The sequence below is a fragment of the Bacillus sp. FJAT-22090 genome, from assembly GCF_001278755.1.
GTDB lineage: Bacteria > Bacillota > Bacilli > Bacillales_A > Planococcaceae > Psychrobacillus.
In genome coordinates this window covers 1,349,516-1,375,810 of record NZ_CP012601.1, presented here as the reverse complement: position 1 = coordinate 1,375,810, position 26,295 = coordinate 1,349,516, and the positions used below count along the sequence as shown (strand labels likewise).

The 26,295-nt window shown below is 33.8% G+C and carries 24 protein-coding genes, 1 pseudogene and 2 other annotated features; of the genes and pseudogenes, 22 read left to right on the top strand and 3 right to left on the bottom strand.

Annotated features, from left to right (window positions below; translation table 11 throughout):
• Positions 1-18 precede the first annotated feature (18 nt).
• Together AM499_RS07300 and AM499_RS07295 are read left to right on the top strand one after the other, a co-directional pair.
• Positions 19-687, top strand: coding sequence for an HAD family hydrolase (locus AM499_RS07300; RefSeq protein ID WP_053589579.1), 669 nt, complete (start codon positions 19-21; stop codon positions 685-687).
• Complete coding sequence (locus tag AM499_RS07295; protein ID WP_053589578.1) at positions 684-1,346, top strand: hypothetical protein; 663 nt, start codon at positions 684-686, stop codon at positions 1,344-1,346. Before AM499_RS07300 ends, AM499_RS07295 begins: the two co-directional genes overlap by 4 nt.
• Positions 1,347-1,955: 609 nt before the next feature.
• On the opposite strand, the gene AM499_RS21290 is transcribed toward AM499_RS07295, so the two are convergent.
• Positions 1,956-2,120: a YvrJ family protein gene (locus tag AM499_RS21290; RefSeq protein ID WP_082355195.1), complete on the bottom strand. Its 165-nt coding sequence runs from the start codon at positions 2,118-2,120 to the stop codon at positions 1,956-1,958.
• A 442-nt stretch (positions 2,121-2,562) separates the two neighbouring features.
• Between AM499_RS21290 and AM499_RS07290 the strand changes: the two genes are divergently transcribed.
• From AM499_RS07290 to AM499_RS07250, 10 genes and pseudogenes are all read left to right on the top strand, one after another.
• On the top strand, positions 2,563-3,867 hold the full coding sequence (locus AM499_RS07290; protein ID WP_053589577.1) for a helix-turn-helix transcriptional regulator: 1,305 nt from the start codon (positions 2,563-2,565) through the stop codon (positions 3,865-3,867).
• A gap of 1 nt (position 3,868) precedes the next feature.
• Positions 3,869-4,000 (top strand): hypothetical protein, encoded by a 132-nt coding sequence (locus AM499_RS22230; protein WP_269432416.1) that lies wholly within the window; start codon positions 3,869-3,871, stop codon positions 3,998-4,000.
• Positions 4,001-4,148: 148 nt separating this feature from the next.
• Positions 4,149-4,732 (top strand): annotated as a pseudogene (locus AM499_RS07285) (GNAT family N-acetyltransferase).
• A gap of 74 nt (positions 4,733-4,806) precedes the next feature.
• Positions 4,807-5,049, top strand: a binding site (T-box leader).
• 53 nt (positions 5,050-5,102) lie between these two features.
• A complete protein-coding gene (gene ileS, locus AM499_RS07280) occupies positions 5,103-8,192 on the top strand; it encodes an isoleucine--tRNA ligase (RefSeq protein ID WP_053589576.1) in 3,090 nt (1,029 codons plus the stop codon).
• A gap of 583 nt (positions 8,193-8,775) precedes the next feature.
• Positions 8,776-8,993 (top strand) — a binding site (T-box leader).
• A gap of 177 nt (positions 8,994-9,170) precedes the next feature.
• Complete coding sequence (trpD, locus tag AM499_RS07275) at positions 9,171-10,202, top strand: anthranilate phosphoribosyltransferase (protein ID WP_197275603.1); 1,032 nt, start codon at positions 9,171-9,173, stop codon at positions 10,200-10,202.
• The gene (gene trpC / locus AM499_RS07270; RefSeq protein WP_053589575.1) at positions 10,199-10,990 is read left to right on the top strand and encodes an indole-3-glycerol phosphate synthase TrpC; all 792 of its coding nucleotides are present in this window, start codon (positions 10,199-10,201) and stop codon (positions 10,988-10,990) included. Before trpD ends, trpC begins: the two co-directional genes overlap by 4 nt.
• Positions 10,987-11,607, top strand: a complete 621-nt coding sequence (locus AM499_RS07265) for a phosphoribosylanthranilate isomerase (RefSeq protein ID WP_053589574.1) — start codon at positions 10,987-10,989, stop codon at positions 11,605-11,607. Before trpC ends, AM499_RS07265 begins: the two co-directional genes overlap by 4 nt.
• Positions 11,594-12,796, top strand: coding sequence for a tryptophan synthase subunit beta (gene trpB, locus AM499_RS07260; RefSeq protein ID WP_053589573.1), 1,203 nt, complete (start codon positions 11,594-11,596; stop codon positions 12,794-12,796). Before AM499_RS07265 ends, trpB begins: the two co-directional genes overlap by 14 nt.
• Entirely contained in the window at positions 12,793-13,584 is a 792-nt protein-coding gene (gene trpA, locus AM499_RS07255) for a tryptophan synthase subunit alpha (RefSeq protein ID WP_053589572.1), read from the top strand. Before trpB ends, trpA begins: the two co-directional genes overlap by 4 nt.
• Before the next feature lie 501 nt (positions 13,585-14,085).
• On the top strand, positions 14,086-14,355 hold the full coding sequence (locus tag AM499_RS07250) for a YqhV family protein (protein ID WP_053589571.1): 270 nt from the start codon (positions 14,086-14,088) through the stop codon (positions 14,353-14,355).
• A gap of 47 nt (positions 14,356-14,402) precedes the next feature.
• Here AM499_RS07250 and AM499_RS07245 read toward each other — a convergent pair whose 3' ends face one another.
• Together AM499_RS07245 and AM499_RS07240 are read right to left on the bottom strand one after the other, a co-directional pair.
• The gene (locus AM499_RS07245; RefSeq protein ID WP_172794335.1) at positions 14,403-15,644 is read right to left on the bottom strand and encodes an MFS transporter; all 1,242 of its coding nucleotides are present in this window, start codon (positions 15,642-15,644) and stop codon (positions 14,403-14,405) included.
• 96 nt (positions 15,645-15,740) lie between these two features.
• The gene (locus AM499_RS07240; RefSeq protein WP_053589570.1) at positions 15,741-16,379 is read right to left on the bottom strand and encodes a LysE family transporter; all 639 of its coding nucleotides are present in this window, start codon (positions 16,377-16,379) and stop codon (positions 15,741-15,743) included.
• Positions 16,380-16,545: 166 nt separating this feature from the next.
• On the opposite strand from AM499_RS07240, the gene AM499_RS07235 reads away from it, so the two are divergent.
• The 10 genes from AM499_RS07235 to brnQ all read left to right on the top strand — a co-directional run bounded on the left by AM499_RS07235 (position 16,546) and on the right by brnQ (position 26,154).
• Complete coding sequence (locus AM499_RS07235; RefSeq protein ID WP_053589569.1) at positions 16,546-17,436, top strand: GNAT family N-acetyltransferase; 891 nt, start codon at positions 16,546-16,548, stop codon at positions 17,434-17,436.
• A gap of 17 nt (positions 17,437-17,453) precedes the next feature.
• Positions 17,454-17,939, top strand: a complete 486-nt coding sequence (locus AM499_RS07230; RefSeq protein ID WP_053589568.1) for a tetratricopeptide repeat protein — start codon at positions 17,454-17,456, stop codon at positions 17,937-17,939.
• 95 nt (positions 17,940-18,034) lie between these two features.
• Positions 18,035-18,406 carry a cytochrome-c oxidase gene (locus AM499_RS07225; protein WP_053589567.1) on the top strand — a complete coding sequence of 124 codons (372 nt, stop codon included), beginning with the start codon at positions 18,035-18,037 and terminating at the stop codon, positions 18,404-18,406.
• A gap of 145 nt (positions 18,407-18,551) precedes the next feature.
• The gene (locus AM499_RS07220) at positions 18,552-19,448 is read left to right on the top strand and encodes an aminoglycoside phosphotransferase family protein (protein WP_053589566.1); all 897 of its coding nucleotides are present in this window, start codon (positions 18,552-18,554) and stop codon (positions 19,446-19,448) included.
• A 79-nt stretch (positions 19,449-19,527) separates the two neighbouring features.
• Positions 19,528-20,103 carry a lysophospholipid acyltransferase family protein gene (locus AM499_RS07215; RefSeq protein ID WP_053589565.1) on the top strand — a complete coding sequence of 192 codons (576 nt, stop codon included), beginning with the start codon at positions 19,528-19,530 and terminating at the stop codon, positions 20,101-20,103.
• Between the two features lie 149 nt (positions 20,104-20,252).
• Positions 20,253-21,047 (top strand): DUF4097 family beta strand repeat-containing protein, encoded by a 795-nt coding sequence (locus AM499_RS07210; RefSeq protein WP_053589564.1) that lies wholly within the window; start codon positions 20,253-20,255, stop codon positions 21,045-21,047.
• 298 nt (positions 21,048-21,345) lie between these two features.
• Positions 21,346-22,152, top strand: coding sequence for a YitT family protein (locus AM499_RS07205; RefSeq protein WP_053589563.1), 807 nt, complete (start codon positions 21,346-21,348; stop codon positions 22,150-22,152).
• 126 nt (positions 22,153-22,278) lie between these two features.
• Positions 22,279-23,181 carry an aminoglycoside phosphotransferase family protein gene (locus AM499_RS07200; protein WP_053589562.1) on the top strand — a complete coding sequence of 301 codons (903 nt, stop codon included), beginning with the start codon at positions 22,279-22,281 and terminating at the stop codon, positions 23,179-23,181.
• A 102-nt stretch (positions 23,182-23,283) separates the two neighbouring features.
• Positions 23,284-24,648, top strand: coding sequence for a sigma-54 interaction domain-containing protein (locus tag AM499_RS07195; protein WP_053589561.1), 1,365 nt, complete (start codon positions 23,284-23,286; stop codon positions 24,646-24,648).
• A gap of 183 nt (positions 24,649-24,831) precedes the next feature.
• Positions 24,832-26,154, top strand: a complete 1,323-nt coding sequence (gene brnQ / locus AM499_RS07190) for a branched-chain amino acid transport system II carrier protein (protein WP_082355193.1) — start codon at positions 24,832-24,834, stop codon at positions 26,152-26,154.
• Positions 26,155-26,295 lie beyond the last annotated feature (141 nt).

Genomic DNA, 26,295 nt, shown 5'->3' with positions numbered 1-26,295 from the left:
CCATAAGGGGATTTTAAAATGAAAGCCATTATTTTTGATTTTGACGGAACGCTAGCGAATACATTGCCAATTTGTTACTACTCTTTTCAGAGTGTTTTTCAAGAGTTTGATAATAAAGAATTATCTTCAGAAGAAATAAAAGCTATGTTTGGTCCTTCTGAAACTGGAATCATTAGAGAAAACCTTTTAAATAATAACAAAGAGAAGGCAATTGAGAAGTATTATGAAAGCTATTTAGAAAAACATCACCATTTAGTAGAAAGAAACATAGAAATAGAAGATTTACTAACTTATATAAAAGGATTGGGTATAAAGCTTGGAATCGTTACAGGTAAAGCAAAGAGAAGTTTAGATATTTCATTAAAAGCGCTCCAAATGGAGGAACTATTCGATGTAATAATAACAGGAGATGATGTACAATTCCCAAAGCCTCATCCAGAGGGAGTAAATAAGGCATTGTCCATTCTAAACGTTCAAAAAGAAGAAGCGGTATTTATCGGAGATAGCGAGGCTGATATTTTAGCTGGCGTACAAGCAGGAATTGTTACAATTGGAGTACAATGGTTAGAAAATTATCAAGCAGATGATTTTATTACAAAACCAAATCAGATATTCACTAAAATTATGGATTTCAAACATTCTATCAAGAATCTAAATTACAGCATGTATTCAGGAGAGCTAAAATGAAATTAGCATGTTTACACGCACATCATTCAAATATCGAATATATAGAATCTGCTTTAGTGTCTTATGAAATAGAACTAGTTCATTTTGTAGACCCTGGTCTTGTGAATAGGGTTACTCATGATACAAGTTTCAGCAATTCAGATGCTCAACAAAAAGTTAAGGAACAAATAGAATGGATTGCAAAAAGTAATGTAGATGCAATTCTTATAACTTGTACTAACTACGTTGCATTACTAAATGAGGATGATTATTTAGTATCCATACCAATTATCAAAATCGATGAACCTTATTTCGAAGTAATAGCTTCAATTGATGAACCACAAGTTATTCTGTTCACTAATCCTGCAACTGTTGAAGGTACCTTGAATAGATTAAATAATTATTTAAGTGATCGTCACAAGAATATAGAGATGGATGTTGTCATAATTGAAGATTCATTTGAACTACTTATGCAGGGTCTAAGTGAGAAATACAATGAAGCAATATCTAAATGCATACATAAATTATTGGAAGCGGAAAATAAAATTATTTCAGTTGCCCAATTATCGATGGTGAATGCTTCTATTCAAGTGGAGAAGGAGACCTCTATAACTATTATTAATCCGCTTCATACTTTAATAGATTCACTGGCTATTCAGTTAAATCTTAAGCATAAATGAGAAGAGCAAGAATCAACATCCAAAAGTTGATTCTTGCTCCATTTTAGTTTTTTCTCTGTTTGCTTCATTTGAGACGAAAGCTCTATTTTCATTAGAACAATGGAAGATGAAAGCACATTTGGATTGTACGTTAGTGTGTATTCAGGAGTATGGGAGGTCAGTATTTAATTCATGCAAATGCAATGGGGAAAGGAATCGGTAATTTAACTACTGCAAGCATTAATCAAAAAGTCGGAAGTAGCCGATTTTTGGACTTTGCAAGCTGCGATCTTCCCTGAAAATAATACTAGTATTTAGCTCCATAAGAAAAATGGATTTAGAATAAGGCATTCGTGAGAGGATTGGAAAAGTGAATGGAATTTGGAGGGATAATCTTTTTTTAGAAAGAAGGAGTGTTACAGTTGGTATAGATCTATTATTGACATGAAAAAAGTAATCCATGTCTGAGTTATCACTCGTGATGGATTACTTTTCACTACTGTCGATCTTCATAAAAGAGTATCGTTGGTCCAGAGTGAAAATAAGCTAAACTGCCGTATGAAAAAAGTAGTTTATTTTAAAAAAATTTATTTAATCAACAGGATATCAGTTTTCGTCCATGTTACACCATCACTTTCTTTTTTCAATACTATTGTTAACAACATTTGCTATATTGTGAATGGTATTTTCAAGAGACTCTATTTTATTCTCAAATCGGTGTAATAAATAAATAGTGACTACAATGGGAAATCCGAAGTTGCCAATTAATTGTACGATGTTTCCCTCCCCAATCATGAGTATCCTCCTTTCTTTATTTTATTTCACCATTCTTCTAACTACATGATATACCTGTTGAGAAATACATTATCATCATGACAAACTGACTTGTCCGAAAAAAATAATACTTCTAACTACCTCAAATACCTTTCATTGATAAAATAATAAATCTTTATTAGATTATACTAATTTTTTTGTGTTTTTAGAATAATTATAAGTTGGGAAATAACCTTTTTTTTCCTGGATTATTACTACTAAAATCAAACAAATTTCATGTAATAATGAAATATTACTATTTTGTAATAAAAATTGGATATTGAAATCGCCTATATTCAACAATCTTCTACCTATTAATATGAATTTCTACAATGAAATAGTCGTTTTGAGTCGAGCGATTAAGAAAGGATATTTATTTTATTTCAAGAATTAGTACATTACTAATTCATAAGGGGTGAAGAAAATGAGTAGTATAGGTCATATAATAAAATCAGAAAGAATAAACCAAAGTATGAAACAAAACACATTGGCCAAGGGAATCTGCTCTACATCCTATTTAAGCAAAATTGAAAATAATACAACAGTTCCAAGTGACGAAGTTATAAGGCTTTTACTCAAAAGACTAAAAATAGAAATAGATCAAGTTTCAAGTGAAGAAGAAAATAAGGTAATTGCATTGTTATATGAGTTGTATAAAACTGGCATTTTGAGCAGGGATAAAAATTTAATAAGAAGATCCTTGAAAGAGTTTACGAAAAGAAAGCATTACTTCTTACAATTAAATAATTTCTATAGTTATCACCTATTTATGTTTCGTCTCCAGTTAATTTTAAACGAAGAGGAAGATAACCTTCAAACGACCTACAATGTCCTTGTGAAAATAAAAGATGATATGGACGATAAACAAAAGTTTGTTATTAATCTTAATCTTGGACTGTATTATTATTTGGATGGAAATTATCAAAAGGCATTAAATCAATTGGAGAAATCATTAAAATTCGTAAATAAGGAAACAAATGAAGAATGGGAGATCGCTGATTACTATAATGTACTAAGCTTAACGTACTTTAAATGCAATGAATTTTTTAACGCAATTAACTATGCTTCCAAATCTTTGGTCTACTATAAGGACAATCTCTTGTTCGAAAGAGCAATTGATAATTTCATCGTGATAGGAATTTCACATAAAAGAATGAGGAAATATGAAGAAGCAGAAAAGAATTATAATTTTGCTGGAAAGCTAGCAATAGATTATAAACTTATACACTATGAGGGGGTGATTTATCAAAATCTAGGTTCATTACACGCAATCCAGGGGAGTCATGAAAAAGCCATTGAGTTCTATGAGCGTAGTTTGAGATCCAAGGAAAAAATTTGTAATACAGAAAGATACCTAATAACTATTTTTTCCATTATTAAAGAGTATTCAAAGCAAGCGGATCATGAACAAGTTCTAAAGTGGTGTCAAAAAGGCTTAGAAAGGATAGAGGTGGGAAAAAATTCTAGCAATGAAAATATTTCATATTATTTTCATATAGAAATATATAGAACTTTCCATAGTTTATCCGAAGAACTTGAACTGGTACTAAAGGAAGCTATCCATCATTTTGAAAACATCCAAGATGATCGACATGTTCAAAAGTATTCTATTTTATTAGCAAATTACTATTTTAAACAAAATAAATTTAAAGCAGCTGGTTTATATTATCAAAAATCAAATCAGATTTTATTTAAAGAAAAATTTATTAATAAATGGGAGGATTTATAAATTGAAAAAGAGAATTGTATTTTTAGCCCTTTCTAGCATGGTCATCTTAGCTTTGAGCTTTACAACTAATTCAAAACAGATGGTAGAAGAAGAAACTCCAAGACCAACAACTATAGAAAATTCGTATATTTGAAAATTTTACAAGTGAAGAGATTTTGAGTACTCAAACCTGACACTCATTAGCTTGAAGGAGACATTGAATAGATTCTTCCTCTTGGCTCCAACAAACTTATGAGTGTCGTGTTAGTTTTAACTATATTACATAAAAAGGAAATCATCTAATGAAAAATACAAAATTATATGCGACAACTGAAAGGCTTATCATTAGACCATTTAACGATAATGACTATACTAATTGGTACGCAGGTTTTGATAATCGTCTCCCTTCTCAATACAACTATGATGATGGTCATAAAGAGATGTCTTCCTATACGGAAGATGGTATATCAATTGGATAAATAGTTTTGAACAGGCAGCCGAAAAAGATGAGATGTATATACTTGGCTTATTTCGAAAAGAAGATGGAAAAAATATTGGAAAGGTTGAACTAATCACCATTTTAAGAATGGATTATCAATGGGCGATGATGGGATACTCGATACACAATCAGTTCTGGAAGAATGGATATGGCATTGAAAGTGTAAAAGCGGCGACAGAATTATTCTTCACCAAATTAAATTTTCATCGAATTGAATTACATATTAATACAGATAACGATCCATCCAAAAAATTAGCTGAACGTGCAGGATTCAAATTTGAATGTAAGAGAGAAGAGTTTTCTTTTGAAAATGATGAATGGACAGATTTATTGATTTATTTTCAAAATAATACTGGAGTAGTTAAAGTTAGAAAATCATTTGAGTAACTGGATCAAATTATGCATATACTAAATTGACAAATCAATTTGATGTATGTTAAATTTATCCACAATAAAACCATACAAATTCGTTGATGAGAAAAAGTAGTTGTTGAAACTGTTCCAAAGAGAGCCGGCAAATGCTGAAAGTCGGTGTTCAGTTCATAGATGAAAATCCTCTCTAAGAAGTCGAGCTGAAAATGAGTAAGTGAGACCGGGTGTCTACCGTTAAAAGGAACACGTATGATTGTACGTGGCTAAGTGCTATTGTGTAACGAGAGTTCCAATAGAATTAGGGTGGTATCACGGTTAAACCCGTCCCTTTATACAGGGACGGGTTTTTTGTATGTTTTATTAATAAAAATAGGAGTGATATCGAATGGTTAAAGCGAACGAAAAAGAATCTGTTCTACAAAGAGAAGCGCGAATTCGAGCGCAATGGTTGAAAGGTGAAACCTTTAAAAAAACCATTGAGTATAGAGAAGATAGCCCGTCTTTTGTCTTTTATGAAGGACCACCTACTGCTAATGGCTTGCCTCATGTAGGTCATGCATTAGGTCGGACAATTAAAGATGTCGTTGCAAGGTATAAAACAATGACTGGACATCAAGTAATACGTAAAGCGGGTTGGGATACACATGGTTTACCAGTCGAGCTTGGAGTAGAAAAGCAATTAGGCATTTCTGGGAAGAGCGAGATTGAAAAGTATGGTGTAGAGGCTTTTATTGAAAAGTGTAAAGAAAGTGTATTTACTTATGAAAAGCAGTGGCGAAATTTTACCGAACAGCTAGGTTATTGGGTAAATATGGATGATCCATATTTAACATTAAGTAACACTTATATTGAAAGTGAATGGAACATACTCGGTACAATTCATGAAAAAGGATTACTTCAGAAAGGTCATAGGGTTTCTCCATACTGTCCTAGTTGTCAAACTTCTCTTAGCTCACATGAGGTATCACAAGGTTATAAGATTGTGAAAGACTTATCTGCTACGGCAAAATTTAAAATAACAGATCGAGAAAATGAATATTTTCTAGGATGGACAACGACTCCTTGGACTTTACCAGCAAATGTTGCATTGGCCGTTAACCCTTCGATGAAATACGTTCGAGCAAAACAAGGGCAAAACATATATATAGTTGCGGAAGCTTTAGCTAGCACTGTATTAAAAAAAGATTATGAGATACTTTCGATTCATTTAGGGGAAGATTTAAAAGATATTTCTTATATACCTCTCTTTAATTTTGTTGATGTGGAAAATGGACATATAGTGGTATTGGCTGATTATGTATCAGCAGAAAGTGGAACAGGCATAGTCCATATTGCACCAGCATATGGAGAAGAGGATTATAAAGTAGTGAAGGAAAACGAATTATCCTTCATCAATGTTGTTGATGAAAAAGGAAGGTATACTTCTAATGTAAAAGGCTTTGAAGGAAGGTTTGTAAAAGATTGCGATGTGGATATTGTTCGTAATCTTGCGGAAAGAGAATTACTTTTCAATAAAGAAAAATACGAACACAGTTATCCGCATTGCTGGCGTTGTGATTCACCTCTTTTGTATTATGCAAGTGAAAGCTGGTTTATCAAAACAACAGCTCTAAAAGATCAATTTTTACGTAATAATGAAGGTGTCACTTGGCACCCAGAGCATATTAAACATGGCAGGTTTGGAAACTTTTTAGAGCAGATGGTAGACTGGAACATCAGTCGAAAACGCTATTGGGGAACACCTCTGAATATTTGGGAATGTGAGGAATGTAAGCATGAAATTGCACCCAAAAGTATTGAAGAATTAAAACTCCACTCAATTCAGCCTTTTGATGACATTGAATTGCACAAACCATATGTAGATAACATTAAGTTGAATTGTGTATGTTGTAACGGCACGATGATCAGAACACCTGAAGTAATTGATGTTTGGTTTGATAGTGGTTCAATGCCATTTGCACAATATCACTATCCTTTTGAAAATAAAGAGTTATTTGAAAAACAATTTCCTGCAGATGTAGTTATTGAAGGAATTGATCAAACTCGAGGGTGGTTTTACAGCTTACTCGCCGTATCCACTTTATTTACGGGAAAAGCACCTTATAAACGTGTAATTTCTACAGGTCATATTTTAGATGAAAATGGACAAAAAATGTCTAAAAGTAAAGGGAATGCACTAGATCCAGTAGAGTTAATTCAAAAATACGGAGCAGATGCATTAAGATGGGCGTTATTAGTTGACAGTGCACCATGGAATACTAAACGTTTTTCAGAACGGATTGTACAAGAGGCTAAATCCAAATTAGTCGATACGTTAGATAATGTGCATAGTTTCTATTCTTTATATACTAATTTGGATAACTATAGTCCAGATGCGCAATATGAAGTAAAAAATAACAAATTGGATGAATGGATATTATCACGATTGCATAGCACTATTAAAATAGCTCGAATGAACTTTGATGCTTATCATTTTACAAACGCTGCTAGGGAAATCGCAAAGCTATTAGAAGAACTAAGCAATTGGTATGTTAGACGATCTCGAGAACGATTTTGGTCAAATGGCATGAATTCGGACAAAGCAGCTGCATATAAAACGCTCTATGAAGTTTTAACAAAAACGACTCAATTATTAGCACCATTAACGCCGTTTATAGCAGAAGATGTGTTTATGGACTTGACAGGTAAAAGTGTTCATTTAACAGATTTTCCAGAATCAGAAGAACACCTCATAAATCAGAAGCTTGAGAAAGAGATGGATGCGGTTCTTCAAGTAGTGGAGTTAGGAAGGAGTATAAGGAATGCAACTTCATTGAAAATAAAACAACCATTAGGTAGTTTATCTCTAATGAGTCTGCATCAAGATGTAAACTGGGACTTATATGAAGATATCATCAAAGAAGAGTTGAATGTAAAGCTATTCCGACTGATAGATAATGATGATCAGTTCGTTTCTACTAAATTAAAGCTGAATTTTAAAAAATCTGGTGCGAAGTTTGGAAATCAATCTAATGCAATTAATACTTTTCTACAAAACTTAGACGAAGAACAAGTGAAAAAATTTATACAAATTGGTTATTTAAATATGAAAAACGCTGAAGAATCACAAGTTTTAGTAGAAGATGTGCAGATTGAAAAAGTAGCGAAGCAAGGCTATGCTTCTGCTACTAGTGGCGATTATACAGTTACATTAGACCTTTCATTAACCGAAGAACTGATTCAAGAGGGAATGGCACGTGAATTAATAAGAGCAATACAATCATATAGAAAACAGTTAAAGCTACCAATCGATATGCGTGTAGATATAATAGTAAAAACGGATGAAGAGCTACAAAGAGTAATTGAAAAGTTTAAGAATATGCTGCAACAAAACTTGTTGATGAACAGTTTAACATTTACTCAAAATGAAATGGTTGGTACAGAAATTGTAATAGGAAATCATACAATATTAATACAACTTGTTCCGACAAATTGAAACTATGCGATAGAGAAATGAGATACTAGGATAAATACTAGTATCTCAGATTGAAGAAAAAAGGCAGTTGATTAATTTGTCTCGTTCCATTATTTTGATTATTGTCATGATTATCTATTGTATCTTTCCTGATTTTAATTGTGGATTTCTTAAGGTTAGATCATCTGGAGCCTACCTTCAGTTACTTTAATTTATTTTACAGGAAAACGAGGTTTTTTAGGTAGAAGAAAGGCTTAATTGTAAGTATATACTAGTTGATTGGAATGGAAGGTGGCGACTCCAGCCGGAAAAGCATGAGCTGAAGACCCTGGACTGAGCGTAGCGAAGGAAGCGGCTGAAGCCATGCCGGCGGAAAGCGTCCGCCTGGAAAGGAAATCAATGTGTCCCAGACAAATGCGAGCCGCACAAAGCGAGAGGTAAGCTTCGGAAAACCGAATTTTTTCTATATTGGGAAAATATTATTTGACAATTGGAAGTATTCCTACTATCATAGTAGTAACTTTTATGTTCGGTTACGGGTAGAAGAAACCGATAGCGGTTTCGCCCATTGAACAGACGAGCCGAGACTAGATGAGCATAGCTGAGAAATTGTTTGAATAAGAAGAGTAGCATTAGTTTGCAATGAAGAGAGTCAGTGGCTGGTGAGAACTGATTTGTATCTAGTGTGAATGGACTTATGAGAGCTATCTTGAGAACGACTATTCGTTTTAGAGATAGACGTATTTCCTACGTTACAGGATAATGAAGTGGGAGCATTAAGCTCCAACTAGAGGTGGCAACGCGGTCAAAACCGTCCTCTTCAAAGGGATTCTTCTGAATTCCTTTGAAGAGGGCTTTTTTTGTTTTTTAGAAATCAAAGCACTTGCAGTTGTCTCAGATTTTTTATTAGAAACAACCCATTAAATAAATCGAGACACAGATATGCAAATGCATATTGATTATAAGAATTTAGTTGAGATGAGAAGAGGAGAGATTGAGATGAGAGATTTTATTGAAAAAGTAGAGAAGCAAGAGCAATTATTGTATGACGAAATGGTGGAGGCATCTCATCTGATGTTTCAAGAAAACACCAATTTACAAGATATTGTTGATTTTTTAATTGCTCTTTCGGAAAAAGGAGAAACAGCTATGGAAGTTGCTGCTCTTGCTACAGTAATGAAGTCTTTTGCAATCCAGCTTAATGAACCACCAGGGGAGTATATGGATAACTGTGGTACAGGTGGAGATGGTTTAAATAGCTTTAACATTAGTACAACATCAGCATTTGTTCTTGCAAGTTCCGGAGCGACTATTGCCAAGCATGGAAATAGGAAAATCTCAAGTGCAGCAGGTAGCTCAGATGTATTAGAAGCTATAGGAATTCAACCTTCTATCGGGGCTGAAGCATCAATTGAACTGTTAAAACAAGAAGGTCTTACTTTTTTATATGCACCGAATGTTCATCCAAAGTTAAAACGTATTAGTAATGCGCGAAAGCAAATAGGAAAACCAACTATATTCAATCTAGTTGGACCTTTAACGAATCCTGTGGCACTTAAAACACAATATACAGGAATAAATAGAACAGATTTCACGATGGAATATGCAGAAGTACTACGAATACTTGGAAGAGAAAGAGCTATTGTCGTAAGTGGAGCTGGAGGTATGGATGAAGCATCCTTAGCAGGTAAAAACAAATTGGTTCTCGTAGACAAAGGTGATCTTATCCCATTTACCATTACACCAGATGATGTTGGATTATCATCTGCCCCTGTTACAGCAATACGTGGAGGAGACGGAGAAGCAAATGCAAAAATTATGCGAAAAGTTCTTCAGGGAGAAAGTAGTCCTTATTTAGATACCGTCCTATTCAATAGTGGTATCGGCCTCTTTGCGAGCGGCATCGCGAGCACTATCCAAGAAGGAGTTAAAATAGCGTCTGATACTATTCTATCTGGAAAAGCGCTAGAAAAATTAGAGGCAGTAATTGCTTTCAGTGAAAAAGCGGTTATGCAGGAGGTTGTGTCATGACAACTATTTTAGATAAGATTCTAGAAAAGAAGAAGGACCAAATTGAGGAAATGTTGAAAGAGAATTTGCAAAAGAAAAATATACAAATCACAAGACCTTCACTTTTTGAAGTTATGTATCAAAATAATCAGTTACAAGTAATTTCGGAAATAAAACGTGCTTCCCCATCGAAGGGATTGATAGCAGAAGGTGTAAATCCTAGCGAACAAGCTACAGCCTATTACCAAGCTGGAGCTGCTTGTATATCCGTATTAACTGATACACCCTTCTTCAAAGGAACTTTTTTTGATTTAGAAGAGGTAGCTCGAACTGTGCCAATCCCAATATTGTGTAAAGATTTTGTAATACATCCTATTCAAATAGATTACGCTAAAAATGCAGGTGCCTCTGTTGTTTTACTTATTGTAGCTGCGCTCAGCGAAGAAGAGTTAGCTAAACTTTATTCGTATGCAATAGATCAAGGGCTTGAAGTATTAATGGAAGTACATGATGTAGAGGAAATGAAACGTGCCCTACAGCTCGATGCGAAGCTTATTGGGGTAAATAATCGAGATTTGCGTACATTTGAGGTCGATTTAGCTCGTACCGAAGAAATTGCATCTATCTTTCCTTTCCATGAGGAACGTGTATTAATAAGTGAAAGTGGTATTTGGACTTCTGAGGACGCATCCAAAGTTGCAGGATATGGAGCGAGTGGTGTCCTTGTAGGAGAATCGCTTATGAGAAGTGGAGATATCAAAAATGCAATAAGTTCTTTACAAGTGAAGCGTGGTGTAATAGCCAAATGACGAAAGTAAAAATTTGTGGATTGATGGAAAAAGAGGATGTAAGAGCAGCGATTGATGCTGGTGCTGACGCAGTTGGTTTTGTATTTGCACCAAGTAAACGAAAACTTACGATTGAACAGGCAAAAGAACTAGCTAAAGAGGTTCCAGTAGGCGTATTAAAGGTAGGGGTATTTGTTCACCCGACAGCTAAGGAATTAGAAGATACTGTAAGGGAAGTAGCACTAGATATTGTTCAGTACCATGGCATTGAAACGCCAGAATTTATTCAAGTGCATAATTACCCTTCCATAAAAGCATTTTCTGTACGAAGTGAGGAAGATGTTGAGCGTTCCAAGCAGTATGACACAGATTATTTATTGTTTGATGCACCCCAAGCCGGTAGTGGTATTGTGTTTGATTGGCGATTAATGAAAGGGCACGAGGTCAAGCAAGAAAAGATAATATTAGCTGGAGGATTAAATCCTACAAATGTGAAAGAGGCCATTAAACGTGTAAATCCTTATATGGTAGATGTCTCTAGTGGGGTAGAAATAGACGGTAAAAAAAATAGCGAGCTGATTCGAGCATTTATTAAAGCTGTTAAAGATGAGGAGAGAGAAGCAAATGGTCAAAACTAATGAGGAAGTAAAAGCTGGTAGATATGGACGTTTTGGCGGACAGTACGTTCCTGAAACATTGATGACCGCATTAAATGAATTAGAACAAGCGTATGATGAGGCAATTGCGGATCCTTCTTTTTTAGAAGAATTGAATTACTATTTAAAGGAATATAGTGGACGTGAAACACCTCTTTATTTTGCAGAACGACTTACACAAGCACTTGGTGGAGCAAAAATATACCTAAAACGAGAAGATTTAAACCATACAGGAGCACATAAGATCAATAATACGATTGGTCAGGCAATACTTGCAAAGCGTATGGGGAAAAATAAAATTGTTGCAGAAACAGGAGCAGGTCAGCATGGGGTTGCAACTGCAACCGTATGTGCATTATTCGACATGGATTGCGTTGTTTTTATGGGAAAAGAAGATGTCCGGAGACAAGAATTAAACGTATTTCGGATGGAGTTGCTTGGGGCGAAGGTCGTTTCAGTTGATCAAGGCTCAGGAACTCTTAAAGATGCTGTCAATGAAGCTCTTCGGTACTGGGTATCCAATGTAGAAGATACCCACTATATTTTAGGTTCTGCCCTTGGGCCACATCCATTTCCTAGAATTGTTCGAGATTTTCAACGTGTAATTGGTGTTGAAACTCGAAAGCAAATTTTCGAAAAGGAAGGAAGATTACCAGACGCTGTAGTTGCATGTGTAGGTGGCGGAAGTAATGCAATCGGTATGTTCCACCCTTTTGTTGAGGATGAAACAGTATCTTTATACGGTGTAGAGGCAGGCGGAAATGGTATCGCTTCAGGTTTACATGCTTCCGCAACTGCAGAAGCAAAAGAAGGCGTATTGCATGGAGCATATATGTATATTTTACAAGATGAAAATGGATTTATCCAAGAAGCACACTCTATTTCAGCAGGTTTAGATTATCCAGCAGTTGGACCTGAACATAGTTATTTACATGATATTGGACGTGTGAAATATACATCTGTAACAGATTCAGAGGCACTCGAAGGCCTACAATTACTTTCAAAAAAGGAAGGTATTATTCCAGCTTTAGAGAGTTCTCATGCTGTTCATTTTGCTGCAAAATTAGCGAAGGAAATGAATGCAGAACAAATTTTGGTAATATGTTTATCTGGACGTGGCGATAAAGATGTTCAAACAGTACGAGATGCGTTAGGAGGTGCAGGGAAATGACTAAAACAAAACTAACAGCGGAGATTGAGGCAGTACTTTCAAAAGGTGAAAAAGCGTTTATTCCGTATATAATGGCTGGTGACGGAGGACTTGAATCATTACAAGAGCAAATTCTCTTTCTTCAAGAAAATGGAGCAACTGCCATTGAAGTGGGAATTCCTTTTTCTGATCCTGTAGCAGATGGTCCTACAATACAAAGAGCTGGAGAACGTTCACTTGCCAATGGTACAAATCTTCGATTAATTATTCAAGCGTTAGATTCTTTTCATGAAAAAGTTCATATTCCACTTATATTAATGACATATTTCAACCCGATTTTAAGTTATGGTTTAGAAACATTTTCGAATGACTGTCAACGAATTGGTATTGCTGGATTGATCGTTCCGGATGTACCTGTCGAAGAAAGTAATCAACTAAGAGTGTCCCTTCAAGATACTGATATAGCACTAGTTCCACTAGTATCTTTGACAAGCCCACCTGAACGTATTGCAAAAATTATTGCATTAGGGGAAGGATTTATTTATGCAGTTACTGTAAATGGTATTACTGGCGTTCGAAATGGTTTTAATGAACAGCTAGAGCAACATTTAATATTATTAAAAGAACTATGTCCTATTCCAGTACTCGCAGGATTCGGAGTCTCCTCGCCAGAACAAGTAGTATCCATGGGTGCTATTACAGATGGTGTAATTGTGGGAAGTGCAATAGTAGAAGCGTTCCACTTGAATAACAAGGAGAAAATAGTCGAGCTTATACAAGCTTCCAAAAAACAAGTTTCCATATCATAATCTATAACGATTAATACTTATAAAATTTGCATGTAGAGATTTAAATAGTTATGCATTTGCCTATTCGAATGGTTTTTTGGAAGGTATGGATAAATCATCAAAAATTATTAATGGAAATGACGATGGTTATCGTAAGTTCGAGTATTTTAAGGCGAAGATTTTACTTAGTCATTTATATAAAAAAGTAGGAAATCATCTTGGATAGCAGCTTTGTATGTAGCGAAAGGGAGGCGACACCCCACCGGGAACAGCACGAGCTGAAAATCCACTTTTTTCGGGAGGCGCTTCCTGAAAAAAATTAGTTGAAGCCGTGCCCGGGGTGAGCGTCCGACCCTTAGCGAAAATCATCGCGCGATTAGCAAGAAAGGGTGCAGTGAAATTGTTTGAACAATATTACCACACCCCAACTTTAGATTTAGCACCTTTTTAATTTGCATAATCGTTTGTATTAACTCGTATATATATAGTAGTGGGTTATAATAAGTTGGGGAGCGGGTATTCATTTTAATAGAAAAGGCGCTATTTTTTATCATTTTACTAAGATTGATTTCAGGAAGTATAGAAATAACAGCTGCTTTATTTATGCTAAAATTTAATGATTTAGAAAAAGCATTTTATATTAATACATTACTTGCTCTAGTTGGACCAACTGTTTTAATCGTTACTACAGCAATTGGACTATCCGGATTAGCTGAAAAAATATCTCTTACACGAATTATTTGTCTTTTTGCAGGAATATTCCTTATAATTTTTAGTTTAAAGTCAGATTAAATATAAAAAGGATCGCTTCAGCGTAATAAGCTGTTCGATCCTTTTATTTATTTTGACGTAGATTTACTTTCAAACTCATCAACTTTAACGTATTTAAATACCAAAAATAAAAGAAGAAGGCCAATGATCCCTCCAATAATATAACTTATATTGAGGTAGTTTTTCATTACTAAAGACATGATAGGAGGGCCGGCAGCAACACCTATAAACCTTGCAGAGCTATAAAAAGAAGAGACTGTTCCACGTTCTTCTTTTCTAATGTTCTCAGTTATAATTGCATCTAGAACGGGTAAAAGTGCACCTATAGCAATACCTACAATACTCGTTACGATTAATAGAAGAATAAGTTTTTCTTTTACAAAACCGACGAAGACGACACTTGCAGAGGTAATAATCAAACTTAGTACCATCATTCTTTTGATGGTCTTAATATCACCCTTAATGTTTCTACCGGTAATAAATGATGAAATACAAAGTAACAGTAGAGGAATAGCAATTACGAAACCTTTCTTAATCCCTTTTATGTTGTGTGTTATTTCTAGCATCTCGGATAAAAAGAAAAGAACTCCAAATAATATAAGCATTACGAAAGCTCCATTAAGAAATACGGTAAATAACCACTTACCTTCTTTTTTGAATGTTTTCTTTACATTACCAATAAATTCTTTGAGTTTTACAGGTTCATCGGAGTCTTTTGGCACTTTAACAAAGAAAAATATTAGGATAATGGAAATCAAGCTGAATAAAGAGATAGAAAAGAACGGTAAAAACCATAGAATGGCTGCAAAAACAGATCCTAATATAGGACTTAACACTTTTCCGAAGGTGTTCGAAGTTTCAATTATTCCTAAACACGAGCTTGTTTTTTCATCATCATCTTTATATAAGTCTCCGACTAGTGGTAATACGATTGGCATAGCTCCAGATGCTCCAATTCCTTGTAGAATCCTTCCTATAATAATCCATGTAAAAGGATTCTCCATTTTCCATGATGCATATCCAGCTATCAAACCACCAATAAGTGCAAGAATAAGACTCGGTAAGATAATTTTTTTCCTTCCCAGACGGTCAGATAAATAACCTGCTACGGGAATAAGTAAAATTGCAGCAATTGAATAACTTGTTATGATCATACTGGATTGAAAAGATGTAATTCCAACTTTTTTCTCTAAAATAGGTAGTACGGGTATAAGCATGGAGTTTCCAAGAGTCATGACGAGGGGGATTGATGCCAAGCTGACGATACACCATACACTAACCTGTGAATCCCCTCTGTTTATATTATTCATTATCACACCTCAACTTCTTATTGTTACAGGTATGATTCCCATGCACCAACGTATTATCCTTGAAAATATTTTTACAAAAAACGTAAAATAGTTAATTTAGTTTATTAAATTTATAAGGGAACGATAAGCTTGAATACCAAAATATATTCCAAATCCAATCATGGATAACGAGGAGATAAGGGAAATAATTTTCAAAAATGGGCTCGATAAGATTTTTCGCGTGCTACTCGATAGGATAGACATTATTAAGTCTACTAAAGAGATACCGACTAATATGGTTAAACTGTAAATGATCACTTCATATCCAGTTAAATTCCCATTTCCCCCAATAAGTATCGAACCATAAATTCCTAACCAAAATAGAATAGTTAAAGGGTTCATTAAAGCCATTAAGAACCCTGCTAAAATAGAGTGTCTTAAACGGATCACTTTTCGAAATTTTGGATCCGTTGATATAGTATGGAGAGTCATGATATTTTCAATCCCTGTATACGTTAAGACAAAAAAACCGAAAGACCAAAGAAATGTCTTCATATAGGGAGAGTCAATGAATTGGGCTACTCCAAAATATACCATTAGCATATAAAGTATGTCTGTTACAATTGCACCTAAACCAAAAAGCCAAGCATGATAAAACCCATTTTTAATACCAGTATTTAATAATGTTGCCTTAACAGGGCCGATAGGTGCTGCTAACGAAACACCTAATAGGAAATAGGTAATTAAAGAATTCATTTATTAGCCCTCCGAAATGTGATGTCTTAGAATCATATTCAAAGTGAACGAGCTATACGACTACTGCAAAGAAAATAAATAATGAAAATTTTTTGTTGTTTCTGTTATTCTAAAATTATAAATAATTTCAGAGAATTCAAATATCACTTCAAATGAGGGTTAAAAATTGACAATAACATTTACCATTCCAACAGATTTAAAAAAACTGGCACACTTTCTAGCAAGCTTAAATAGTAATTCGAACTACCATATTGGTTATTGTGGAGAAAATGAAAATGAAATTTACCAAACACTTATTAGCGATTTTTTTGTTTTAGAATCTTCAAATTCGTTCATTGTCGCATATGAAAATAAGGAAATCTTAGGAGCAATAGGCCTTGATATAGACGAAGAAAATAAACAGGCAGAAGTGTGGGGTCCTTATGTTAAAGATCCAGAGAGGTTTCAAGTTATAGCAACTCAATTATGGAGCAAGCTGTCTATTCTAAACCAAAAGAACGTAAAAAAGTATTCATTTTTTATAAATACAGAAAACACCTTAGTAAGACAATTTGTGTTGGATATGAATGGCATCGAAAATGGAAATTATTTTATTTTGCATGCAAGTGCAGATAACATTGTTTGTGAAGAAGAACAAGAGATTATTTATTATGGTCCATCCTATTATGATTCTTTTGTAAATCTACATGAACTATCTTTTCCAGACACTTATTTTAAAGCGGATGAAATCATAAGTCGCATAAATGATCATAACCACTTATTAATTTACAAGGATAAAGATGAAGGGATAAAAGGATATGTGTATGTTGAAGCTGACCCAAAACATGGAGAAGGCTCGATAGAATATGTATCGGTTTATCCTGAATATCAAAAACAAGGAGTTGGCACAAAGCTTGTACGAGCGGCTTTAAATCATCTAATCTTTAAGGATTCATTAAACGAAATTACTTTATGTGTTGGAGCAGAAAATCAAAAAGCAGTCCATTTATATAAAGCATCGGGATTTCAAGTTAAACACGAATTAACTTATTTTAAAAGAGAAATCCCATCTACATAACCCTGGAGGAACAAAAATTGAATGAAAAAATGGAGATTGCGCTTAAATTAAGAGAAGAAGGAAAGAATAAGGAATCAAATCAGTTGTTGATCAAGTTAGTAGAAGCATTTCCTACTGAAGCTATACTTCAATATCAATGTGCCTGGAGCTTTGATGTTTTAGGGGAAGAAGCAAAAGCTGCACCCTATTACGAAAGAGCGATTGAATACGGACTCCCTACAAGAGAATTAGAAGGTGCTATATTAGGCTTGGGAAGTACATATAGAACATTAGGAGAATACGAGAAATCAAAAAAGATATTTCTTAAAGGGTTGAACTTGTTCCCAAACAATAAGGCAATAAAAGTATTTTACTCGATGACTCTTTACAACCTAAACGAACATAATAAGGCTATGGAAATACTACTATCCAGTTTGCTGGATTCTACAAACGATGAAGAGATTATACGTTACCAAAAAGCGATCCGCTTTTATTCAGATAAATTAGATGATACGTGGAATTAATAAGTAACAGTGATAAGAATACTCATTTTATTCTCCTAATAGAATATATAAGCACTTATTTTATTATTCTATTTCAATGGAGGAAAACGAGAATAATGGGTATTAAATTTATTAAGATTTCGGTTGTTTATTTTGCCATAGGGGTGATCCTAGGTCTTTACATGTCTATGGTGCATGACTATGCATTAAAAGGAGTACATGTACACATCAATCTGATAGGATGGGCTTCTTTTGCTCTAGCAGGTTTTGTGTATCACTTATTCCCAAGTACAAGCAACAACTTGTATGCTAAGTTACACTTCTGGAGCAGCAATATTGGGCTTCCTATGATGATGATAGCTTTGGCAGTTCTAATATTAAATGGAGCTCAAATAGCAACTGTTTTTACAGCAATCGGTGGGGTATTAGTTGTGTTCAGCGTTATTATGTTTGCTATTAACGTGTTCTTGAATTTGAAAGCTGTATAAAAATTCGGATTCATTCAAAAGCCAGTCTCTTTTCTTTTAAAAGAAGAGCAGATTGGTTTTTTGTTGTGTCGTTGGGTGTAATAATTTAGTAATATTAATGCTAGTGTTGGAATTTTTAAAAAACAAAATTAGAAGGAGGTAAATGATGTTTAAACCAGATATTCCATTTCTAAAAAAATGTACATCTTATCAAAAAATTGATGAAGGTTATTCGGAAGACGAGAAATGGTGTGTAGATGGAATATATTTACTTCGTTTTTCTCCACAAACAGATATAAAAAAGTTAGAAATGCAAGCGGAACTAATAAATGCTGTTCATGCACTCGATTCCCATATTCCATTTGTACATAATATCGGAGTTTTTAATGACAAAGCCTATATGATTTTGGACTATATAAATGGAGAAAATGGGGAAACTGCCTTGCCGAGTAAAAGCGAAACGACTCAATACGAAATTGGCCTGCAGGTAGGAAAGACACTTAAGAACATGCATAGTATATCAGCTCCTGTAGGGTATCCAAGTTGGGATGAAACATGGGGAAATAGAATAGCTAGACAAGCACCGCTGTTTGAAGAAATTGTTAGAAAGAATCCTAAATATAAATGCATATTGCCATTTATAAAGGAAAATCTTCATTTATTAAAAAATCGACCAAGTAGTATTCAACATTATGATTTTCATACTGGTAATATATTAATCGATGAAAACCGATTTTCAGGCTTAATTGATATGCAAAAAATACGATATGCAGATCCTATCAATGAATTTTATAAGATGGAATATTTTAATGTACAGACAAGTAAAGCCTATTCATGTGGAGTAGTAGATGGTTATCACAACATGGAGGAGATCCCTTTCTCTTTTTGGGAATTACATCGGTTGTATGCAGCCATGCATATTGTGTCTGCAGAAGTATGGGGCCATGAAATTGCAATTAAACAGTTGGAGAAGTTTCAAGGGTATACAAGGTTTACACTAAATCAGTTTGATAATTTTAAGTTAGACGTTCCTAAATGGTACAACAAACCTAATTATTTTTAACCTTAAGTCTAGTTTTTTTAAAATTATTCTTTATAATTAGCACTAGGTACTAAAACTAGATGATAAAAAGGTGAGAATTATGTATCGATTTACATTAACATTAGCAAAAATAGTTGTACGGTTGTTTGGGAAAGTAGAGGTTCAAAACAAGCATTTGTTACCTAAAAATGAAGGGTATATTGTAACTTGTACACATAGAGGATGGTTAGAAATAGTAATTCTAGGGATGTGTATCCCAAGTCCGATTCATTTTATGGCAAAGAAAGAGCTTTTTCAAAATAAAATAGTTGGTTCATTTTTGAAAAAAATAAATGCATTTCCTGTGGACAGAGAAAATACTTCTCCAAGCAGCATAAAGAAACCTGTAAAATTATTAAAAGCTGGAGAAGTAGTTGGGATATTTCCGAGCGGCACACGCACTGCTGACGAGGTGCCTTTAAAAAGAGGTGCTGTTACGATAAGCAATTTAGCTAAAGCACCAATTATTCCTGCACTTTACGTTGGACCGCGTACACTAAAAGAGTTACGGAATATGAAAAAAGCAACGATTATCTTCGGTGAACCAATATATATAAAAACGAATAACAAAGAAGAATTGACCGTATATACAGAGCTATTAAACGAAAAAACGAAAGAATTAGAACAACAGATTTAGTATTTCAACTTAGTTTCTCCAATTATATATGTACTTTTAAATACGTCTTAAGGCTGAGATCATTTCACTTCTTCAGGCCATTGGAATGATTTCTGCCTACCGTATAATAAGGTTATAACAAGTAAACCATTAATTGGGGGATATATAAGATGAATCTAAAGAAAATTGCTATCATATCATTGTTTATTTTATTGGCGGGAGCAGCAATCAATATTGTCTTGAACTTAAAAGATACACTCGTGCTGAAATCAGACGAAATAATTGTGAAAGATCAATCATACAACAATATTCAGATAACGTCAGATAATGCTACTGTAGAACTTTTACCTTCGAAAAGCGAAGAAACAAAAGTTGTATTCTCAGGAAAATCAAAAAAAAGAACGAAATACAATTTTTCCGCTGATGTAAAAGGAGATACGTTGGAAATTGAATTAATAGAAAAACGCTGGGATTTCATTCAGTTTGGTTTTTCCTCTCTAAATACTAAGTTAACAGTATATGTACCAGAAAAAGAATACAATGAGTTAAAAACAGAGTTGGAAAATGGACGTATCATAGTGGAAAATACGCATTTCAAAGATGCATTTCTAGTTACTAACAATGGTTCTATCCAATTAAAAGATATTCAAGCAGAGAACGTAAATGTTGAATCTGATAATGGACAGATACTAATGGAAGAAGTAGATGGTAAGATTAAAGCGGAAACAAACAATGGACGAATCATATTTCTTTCAACTAATTTAGAAAGATCTATTGAGTTGGAAACAGATAATGGATTTATTGAAATACAAACTGACAAAGAACCTCAAAATGCTACAATTGATGCAAATGTAGATAACGGTAAGATTGATATTTTCGGTTCATCCAACAAACAATCTATATTTGGAAACGGTGAAAACTTAATCAAGTTAGAAACGGATAACGGAAAAATTACGGTCAAATAAAAAAGATGAAATAATATTTTTGGGAATATTTAATCGGTTTAATGACGCGTGTCATTCGAGTCTACTTTGTTCTCGATCTGCATGTCGTAACAGTATAGCATGACCGACTCCGCGTGACTCACTCACTTACAAACGTTTTTGTTTGTTGACTAGCATAATAAACTCTGATACATTAACTTCTATCGTGATATAAAATGCACTATATAAATGATGGATAAAACATGTAAAAGATGTGAAAACTCGTCCTTTAATGAGGGGCGAGTTTTTTTATGAAAATGTAAGAAGGAGTATTAATTTTATGAAAAACTTAATAATTATCATCAGTTCACTCGTTATAGCATTTGGTTTCAATTGCTTTCTAGTCCCGCATGGTATTTTGAGTAGTGGAATCAGTGGAATCGCTATTTTGCTTGGAATAATTACACCATTTGATACTGGTATCTTGAACTTTGCCCTAAATTTACCAATTGTCATTTTAGGTTATTTTAAACTTGGAAAAATGATAACCTTTAATACACTTTTATGCGTTGTTTCTCTTTCTTTTTTCTTGTATATAATACCAACTGAACCAGTTACAAATAACATTTTGCTTTCATCTATTTTTGGTGGGATTATAGGTGGACTTGGAGTAGGGATTATCTTAAAGTACTCAGGTACTTCAGGTGGTTTAGATATCATTGCCATTATTGTATCAAGAATGAGTAATGTAAGTGTTGGCATGTTACTAACTGCCATGAATGGACTGATTGTTTTAATATCTGGTACGATTTTTAACTGGGAAATTGCTTTATATACACTTTTATCTATTTATCTTACTGGAAAAATGGTGGACACCATTTATACGAATCATGAAAAATTAACGATGCAAATTGTTACTACACAAGGGGAACTGATTCGAAAAGAGCTGTTGACTACGATTTATCGTGGTGTAACAATTACTGATGGATACGGTGGTTATACATTAGAGCAGAAGCAAATTTTGATGATGGTCGTTACCCGATACGAAACTATGCAAATAAAACAAATAGTACGTAAGCATGATAACAATGCTTTTATTAACATATTTGAAACAGTAGAAGTAGACGGCAAATTTGCTAGGAATTAAATTGAAAGCTGATGCCACCCAAGGTATCAGCTTTTTTTATTACTCATTTTTGTGTTTGCTGTTTCGAGGAATAGGGTTACACTTTAAATTGAAAATGAAATTAGGGAAAAGGAGTTTTCATATAGTATGTACCCAGAAAGATTTGAGAAAAAAATAATAGGGGCTTTTGGTGAAGACGGAAAGGAATTTTTATATTCCTTGGAGACGACCATAAATGAATTTTTACATAAATGGAACCTAATTTCAGAGGGGCCAGTCGATAATTTGTCTTATAATTATGTTTTAAAAGTAAAAGATCAAGATGGAAACCCTGCCATTTTAAAGCTAGGTGTTCCAAATTACGATTTTAAGAATGAGATTCGAACACTCCAAACTTATAACGGTAAAGGGTGTGTAAAATTATTAGATGCCGATGCTGAAAAAGGTGTAATGCTGTTAGAGCATTTACTTCCTGGAACTATGTTAAATATAGTGGAGGAACAAGAGGCTATTAAGTATTTTGCTAAAGTATGGATGGAGATTCGGAGACCGATCAAAGGAAATTCTGATCATCCTTTCATAAAAAATTGGCTAAGTGCATTTGATCGTTATTTAGAGACCTATTCTATTGAAGAGGGACCAATATCAAATGATTATATCTACTTGGCAAAAACTTTCTATAGTGAAATATCAGATTCTTCTAAAGGTAATGAACTATTGCATGGAGATTTACATCATGAAAATATTTTATTTTCGGAAGCTTACGGTTGGATTGCTATTGATCCAAAAGGAGTAATTGGTGATACCTATTTTGATTTAATTTCTTTTCTCACGAATCAGTTGTTTGATAAACCAAATCCTCAGCAATTTTTTAAGAATAGAGTGTTTTCTCTTTGTGATGAGATGAATTTGGACAAAGATCGGCTTTTGAAAGCTGGATTTACGATGTCTACTTTATATGCATGTTGGGGAATAGAGGATAATGATCCAGAATGGGGACGTTCTTTTACATGCGCTCAGTGGTTTAACAAACTAAGGGGTATCATATAATTGGTTACGCTACATCTAAATAGACTATAATAACAGAAAATATTGTATCTCAGTTGATCCCAATCTTCTTGAGTTGCTTAGTAAGAAAGGACGGGCAAATATATGAATATCAATGAAATATATCATTTGTCTGATTATGACAATGTATTAATAGTCGATGAAAACGGGATTACAATTTTTTACGATCTAGCAGATTTAAATATCTTAAAACAACTCGGTCTTAGACCAGAAGAGTTTTTGCGAAAAAATGTAACATCTTTTTATCAAAACTTCACGAATGAAGATAGTACTTTAATGACCGTATTAAGCACAGGTGAAGCGTTATGGAATATAGAACAACGATTGACATCAACGAATGGTTTTTCTTATCTATCAAAAAGCTCTACCTTTCCTATAAAGAAAGGAGATTCAATTATAGGGGCTATCGAGTTTTCTAAGCATTTTTACGAAATACAAGATATGGAGAAGCTTGAACGATTTGCTGATCATAAAATTTATAGAAAAAATAATACAATCTATACAATTGATAATTTAATTTCTGAAAGTACTGTTATGCAAGAAGTAAAAAATAAAATTAGCAAAGTTTCCAATACAGATTCAACCGTTCTTATTTATGGAGAAACGGGGACCGGAAAAGAGATTGTTGCTCAATCTATACATAATTTAAGTACTCGATATACTCAGTCATATATATCTATAAATTGTGCGGAAATCCATGAGGACCTCTTGGAAAAAATTCTTTTTGGGACCGAAAAAGATAGTTCGACTTTAACTCCAGTTATTACTGGTTTGTTAGAGCAAGCTAATGGCGGAACTATCTTTTTAGATGAAGTGAACGCATTGGATATTAAACTACAGGCGAGGTTATTAAAAGTAATTGAAGACAAAACGATCAGAAGAGTTGGAAGTACTCAGGATATTCACTTGAATATTCGACTAATTGCTGCTACAAATGAGGATCCAGATAAGTTAGTAAGTGAAAAGGGATTAAGGGAAGATTTGTATTACCGTTTAAGCGTTTTCCGAATAGACTTACCTTTATTGGCAGAGCGAAAAGAGGATATTAGAGTCCTAACCAATTATTATATTCAATTTTATAATCGTCATATGCAAATGAAAATCGATCATATAGAAGACGATGTTTTACTTGTATTTCAGCAATATAACTGGCCAGGAAATGTTCGAGAATTAAAGAATGCTATTGAAACTGCCTATAATAATGCAAGTACAAAAAATATTACTCTGAATGATATACCTTCAAAAGTTTCGAAATTCAAAAATAAATTGGTAAATATATTTAAATCAGAAAAACCTATAAATTTGAAAGATAAAGTGGAGGAATATGAAAGAGGTTTGATTGTTCTTGAGCTACAGCATACTGGTGGGAAATTAGCCGAAACAGCAAGAAGACTAGGAATATCCAAACAATTACTTAAATACAAAATGGAAAAATATGAATTAAGGTAAAAATATTTTTACAAAAGGGGGTGAAAAATTTACCTCCTTTTATTATTGTCACTAATTAATTATTATAAGGATAACTATTAGAAAATTAAAACTTGGGGGTCAATTAGGGCAGACGAACTGCTCTTGATTTCTTGTTAATTTTGTAAGGGTTTTCAAAGTGGTTTTATGAAAGAGGGGTCAAAAATGAGTAAAACAGTTCAACACAGTTTATTAGTAGGATTTGCTTTATTTGCAATATTCTTTGGAGCAGGTAATTTAATTTTTCCGCCTTCCATTGGTAACGCTTCTGGAAGTGAATGGATTATAGCATTAATCGGTTTTTGTGTTACAGGAATCGTTTTGCCGCTTCTAGCAGTGATCGCTATATTAAATGCTGGAGGGAAATTTGAAGATTTGACGAGACCAATTAGCCCTTGGTTTTATAAAGTATTTAACTTATTATTAATGGTTGGTATTGGAATGTTCGTTACAATCCCACGTATGTCTGCAACGACGCATGAACTTGGTGTTCATCAATTGTTTCCAGGCGTTCCTTCCATTGCGACTATCATAGTATTTTTTGCTATTTGTTTTTACTTTGCTATGGATAAATCAAATGTAATCGATAAGATTGGTAAAGTACTTACACCTTTGTTAGTCATTATTCTTCTATTTATCGTAGGAAAAGGTATTTTTGATCCAATTGGTATACCGGAAGTCTCAAATATTAAAAATGCTTTTTCAAATGCTTTTATTAGTGCTTACCAAACTGGAGATGTTGTAACAGGAATATTTTGTGCGCCTATATTTATAGCTGCTATTGCTAGTTATGGGTATAAGGGACAACAAGCACGTAAAATGGCTATTACTGGAACGATTATTGCCGGGTTAGGATTACTCGTTGTATATGGTGGATTATTATTTCTTGGAGCATCAGGAAGCGGATTATTCCCAACTGATATTGGAGATACAGCTTTAGTTTCTGCGTTAATCGATATTTCACTTGGAGGTTTTGGTGCAATTGCTTTAGCAATCGCTATAGCATTGGCTTGTTTAACATCTGCTATTGGAGTTGTTGCAGTAATTGCAGATTTCTTGAATGATCTTACTAAAGAAAAATTAAGTTATCGTACTTGGGTTTTAATTATTTGTGTTACTGGAGTAGTTATCGGTTCATTTGGTGTCGAAAATATTGTGAATTATACAATGCCAATTTTCACAGCTTTATATCCGGTAGCAATCGTATTAGTTATATTAGGTACTTTCCGAAATTTTGTACCAAATGCTGGTTCATATAGAGGAACAATCTTATTAACATTTATCGTTAGTTTAATAGAAACAGTTAGTTCTTTAGGGGTTAAAGTTCCATTATTATCGACATTTGTTACAAAATTACCATTGAGCTCAGATGGATTCAGCTGGTTAGTGCCAGCAATCGTAGGTTTTATTATTGGCACAATTCTTGACAAGTCTAAAGATCAACAGAATGACTCAATTAAACCAACTAAACCTATAGAAGCAGAATAAACATAAAAATTCGCATGTTAGGTGTTTTATGTAAGAGTTTCTGAGTGAAAATATATATATTGAAATACCAAGAGTGAAATGAACTCTTGGTATTTTTTTATTCTTATTCTAGTTAAAAAAGATTAAAACAACTAGTGATTG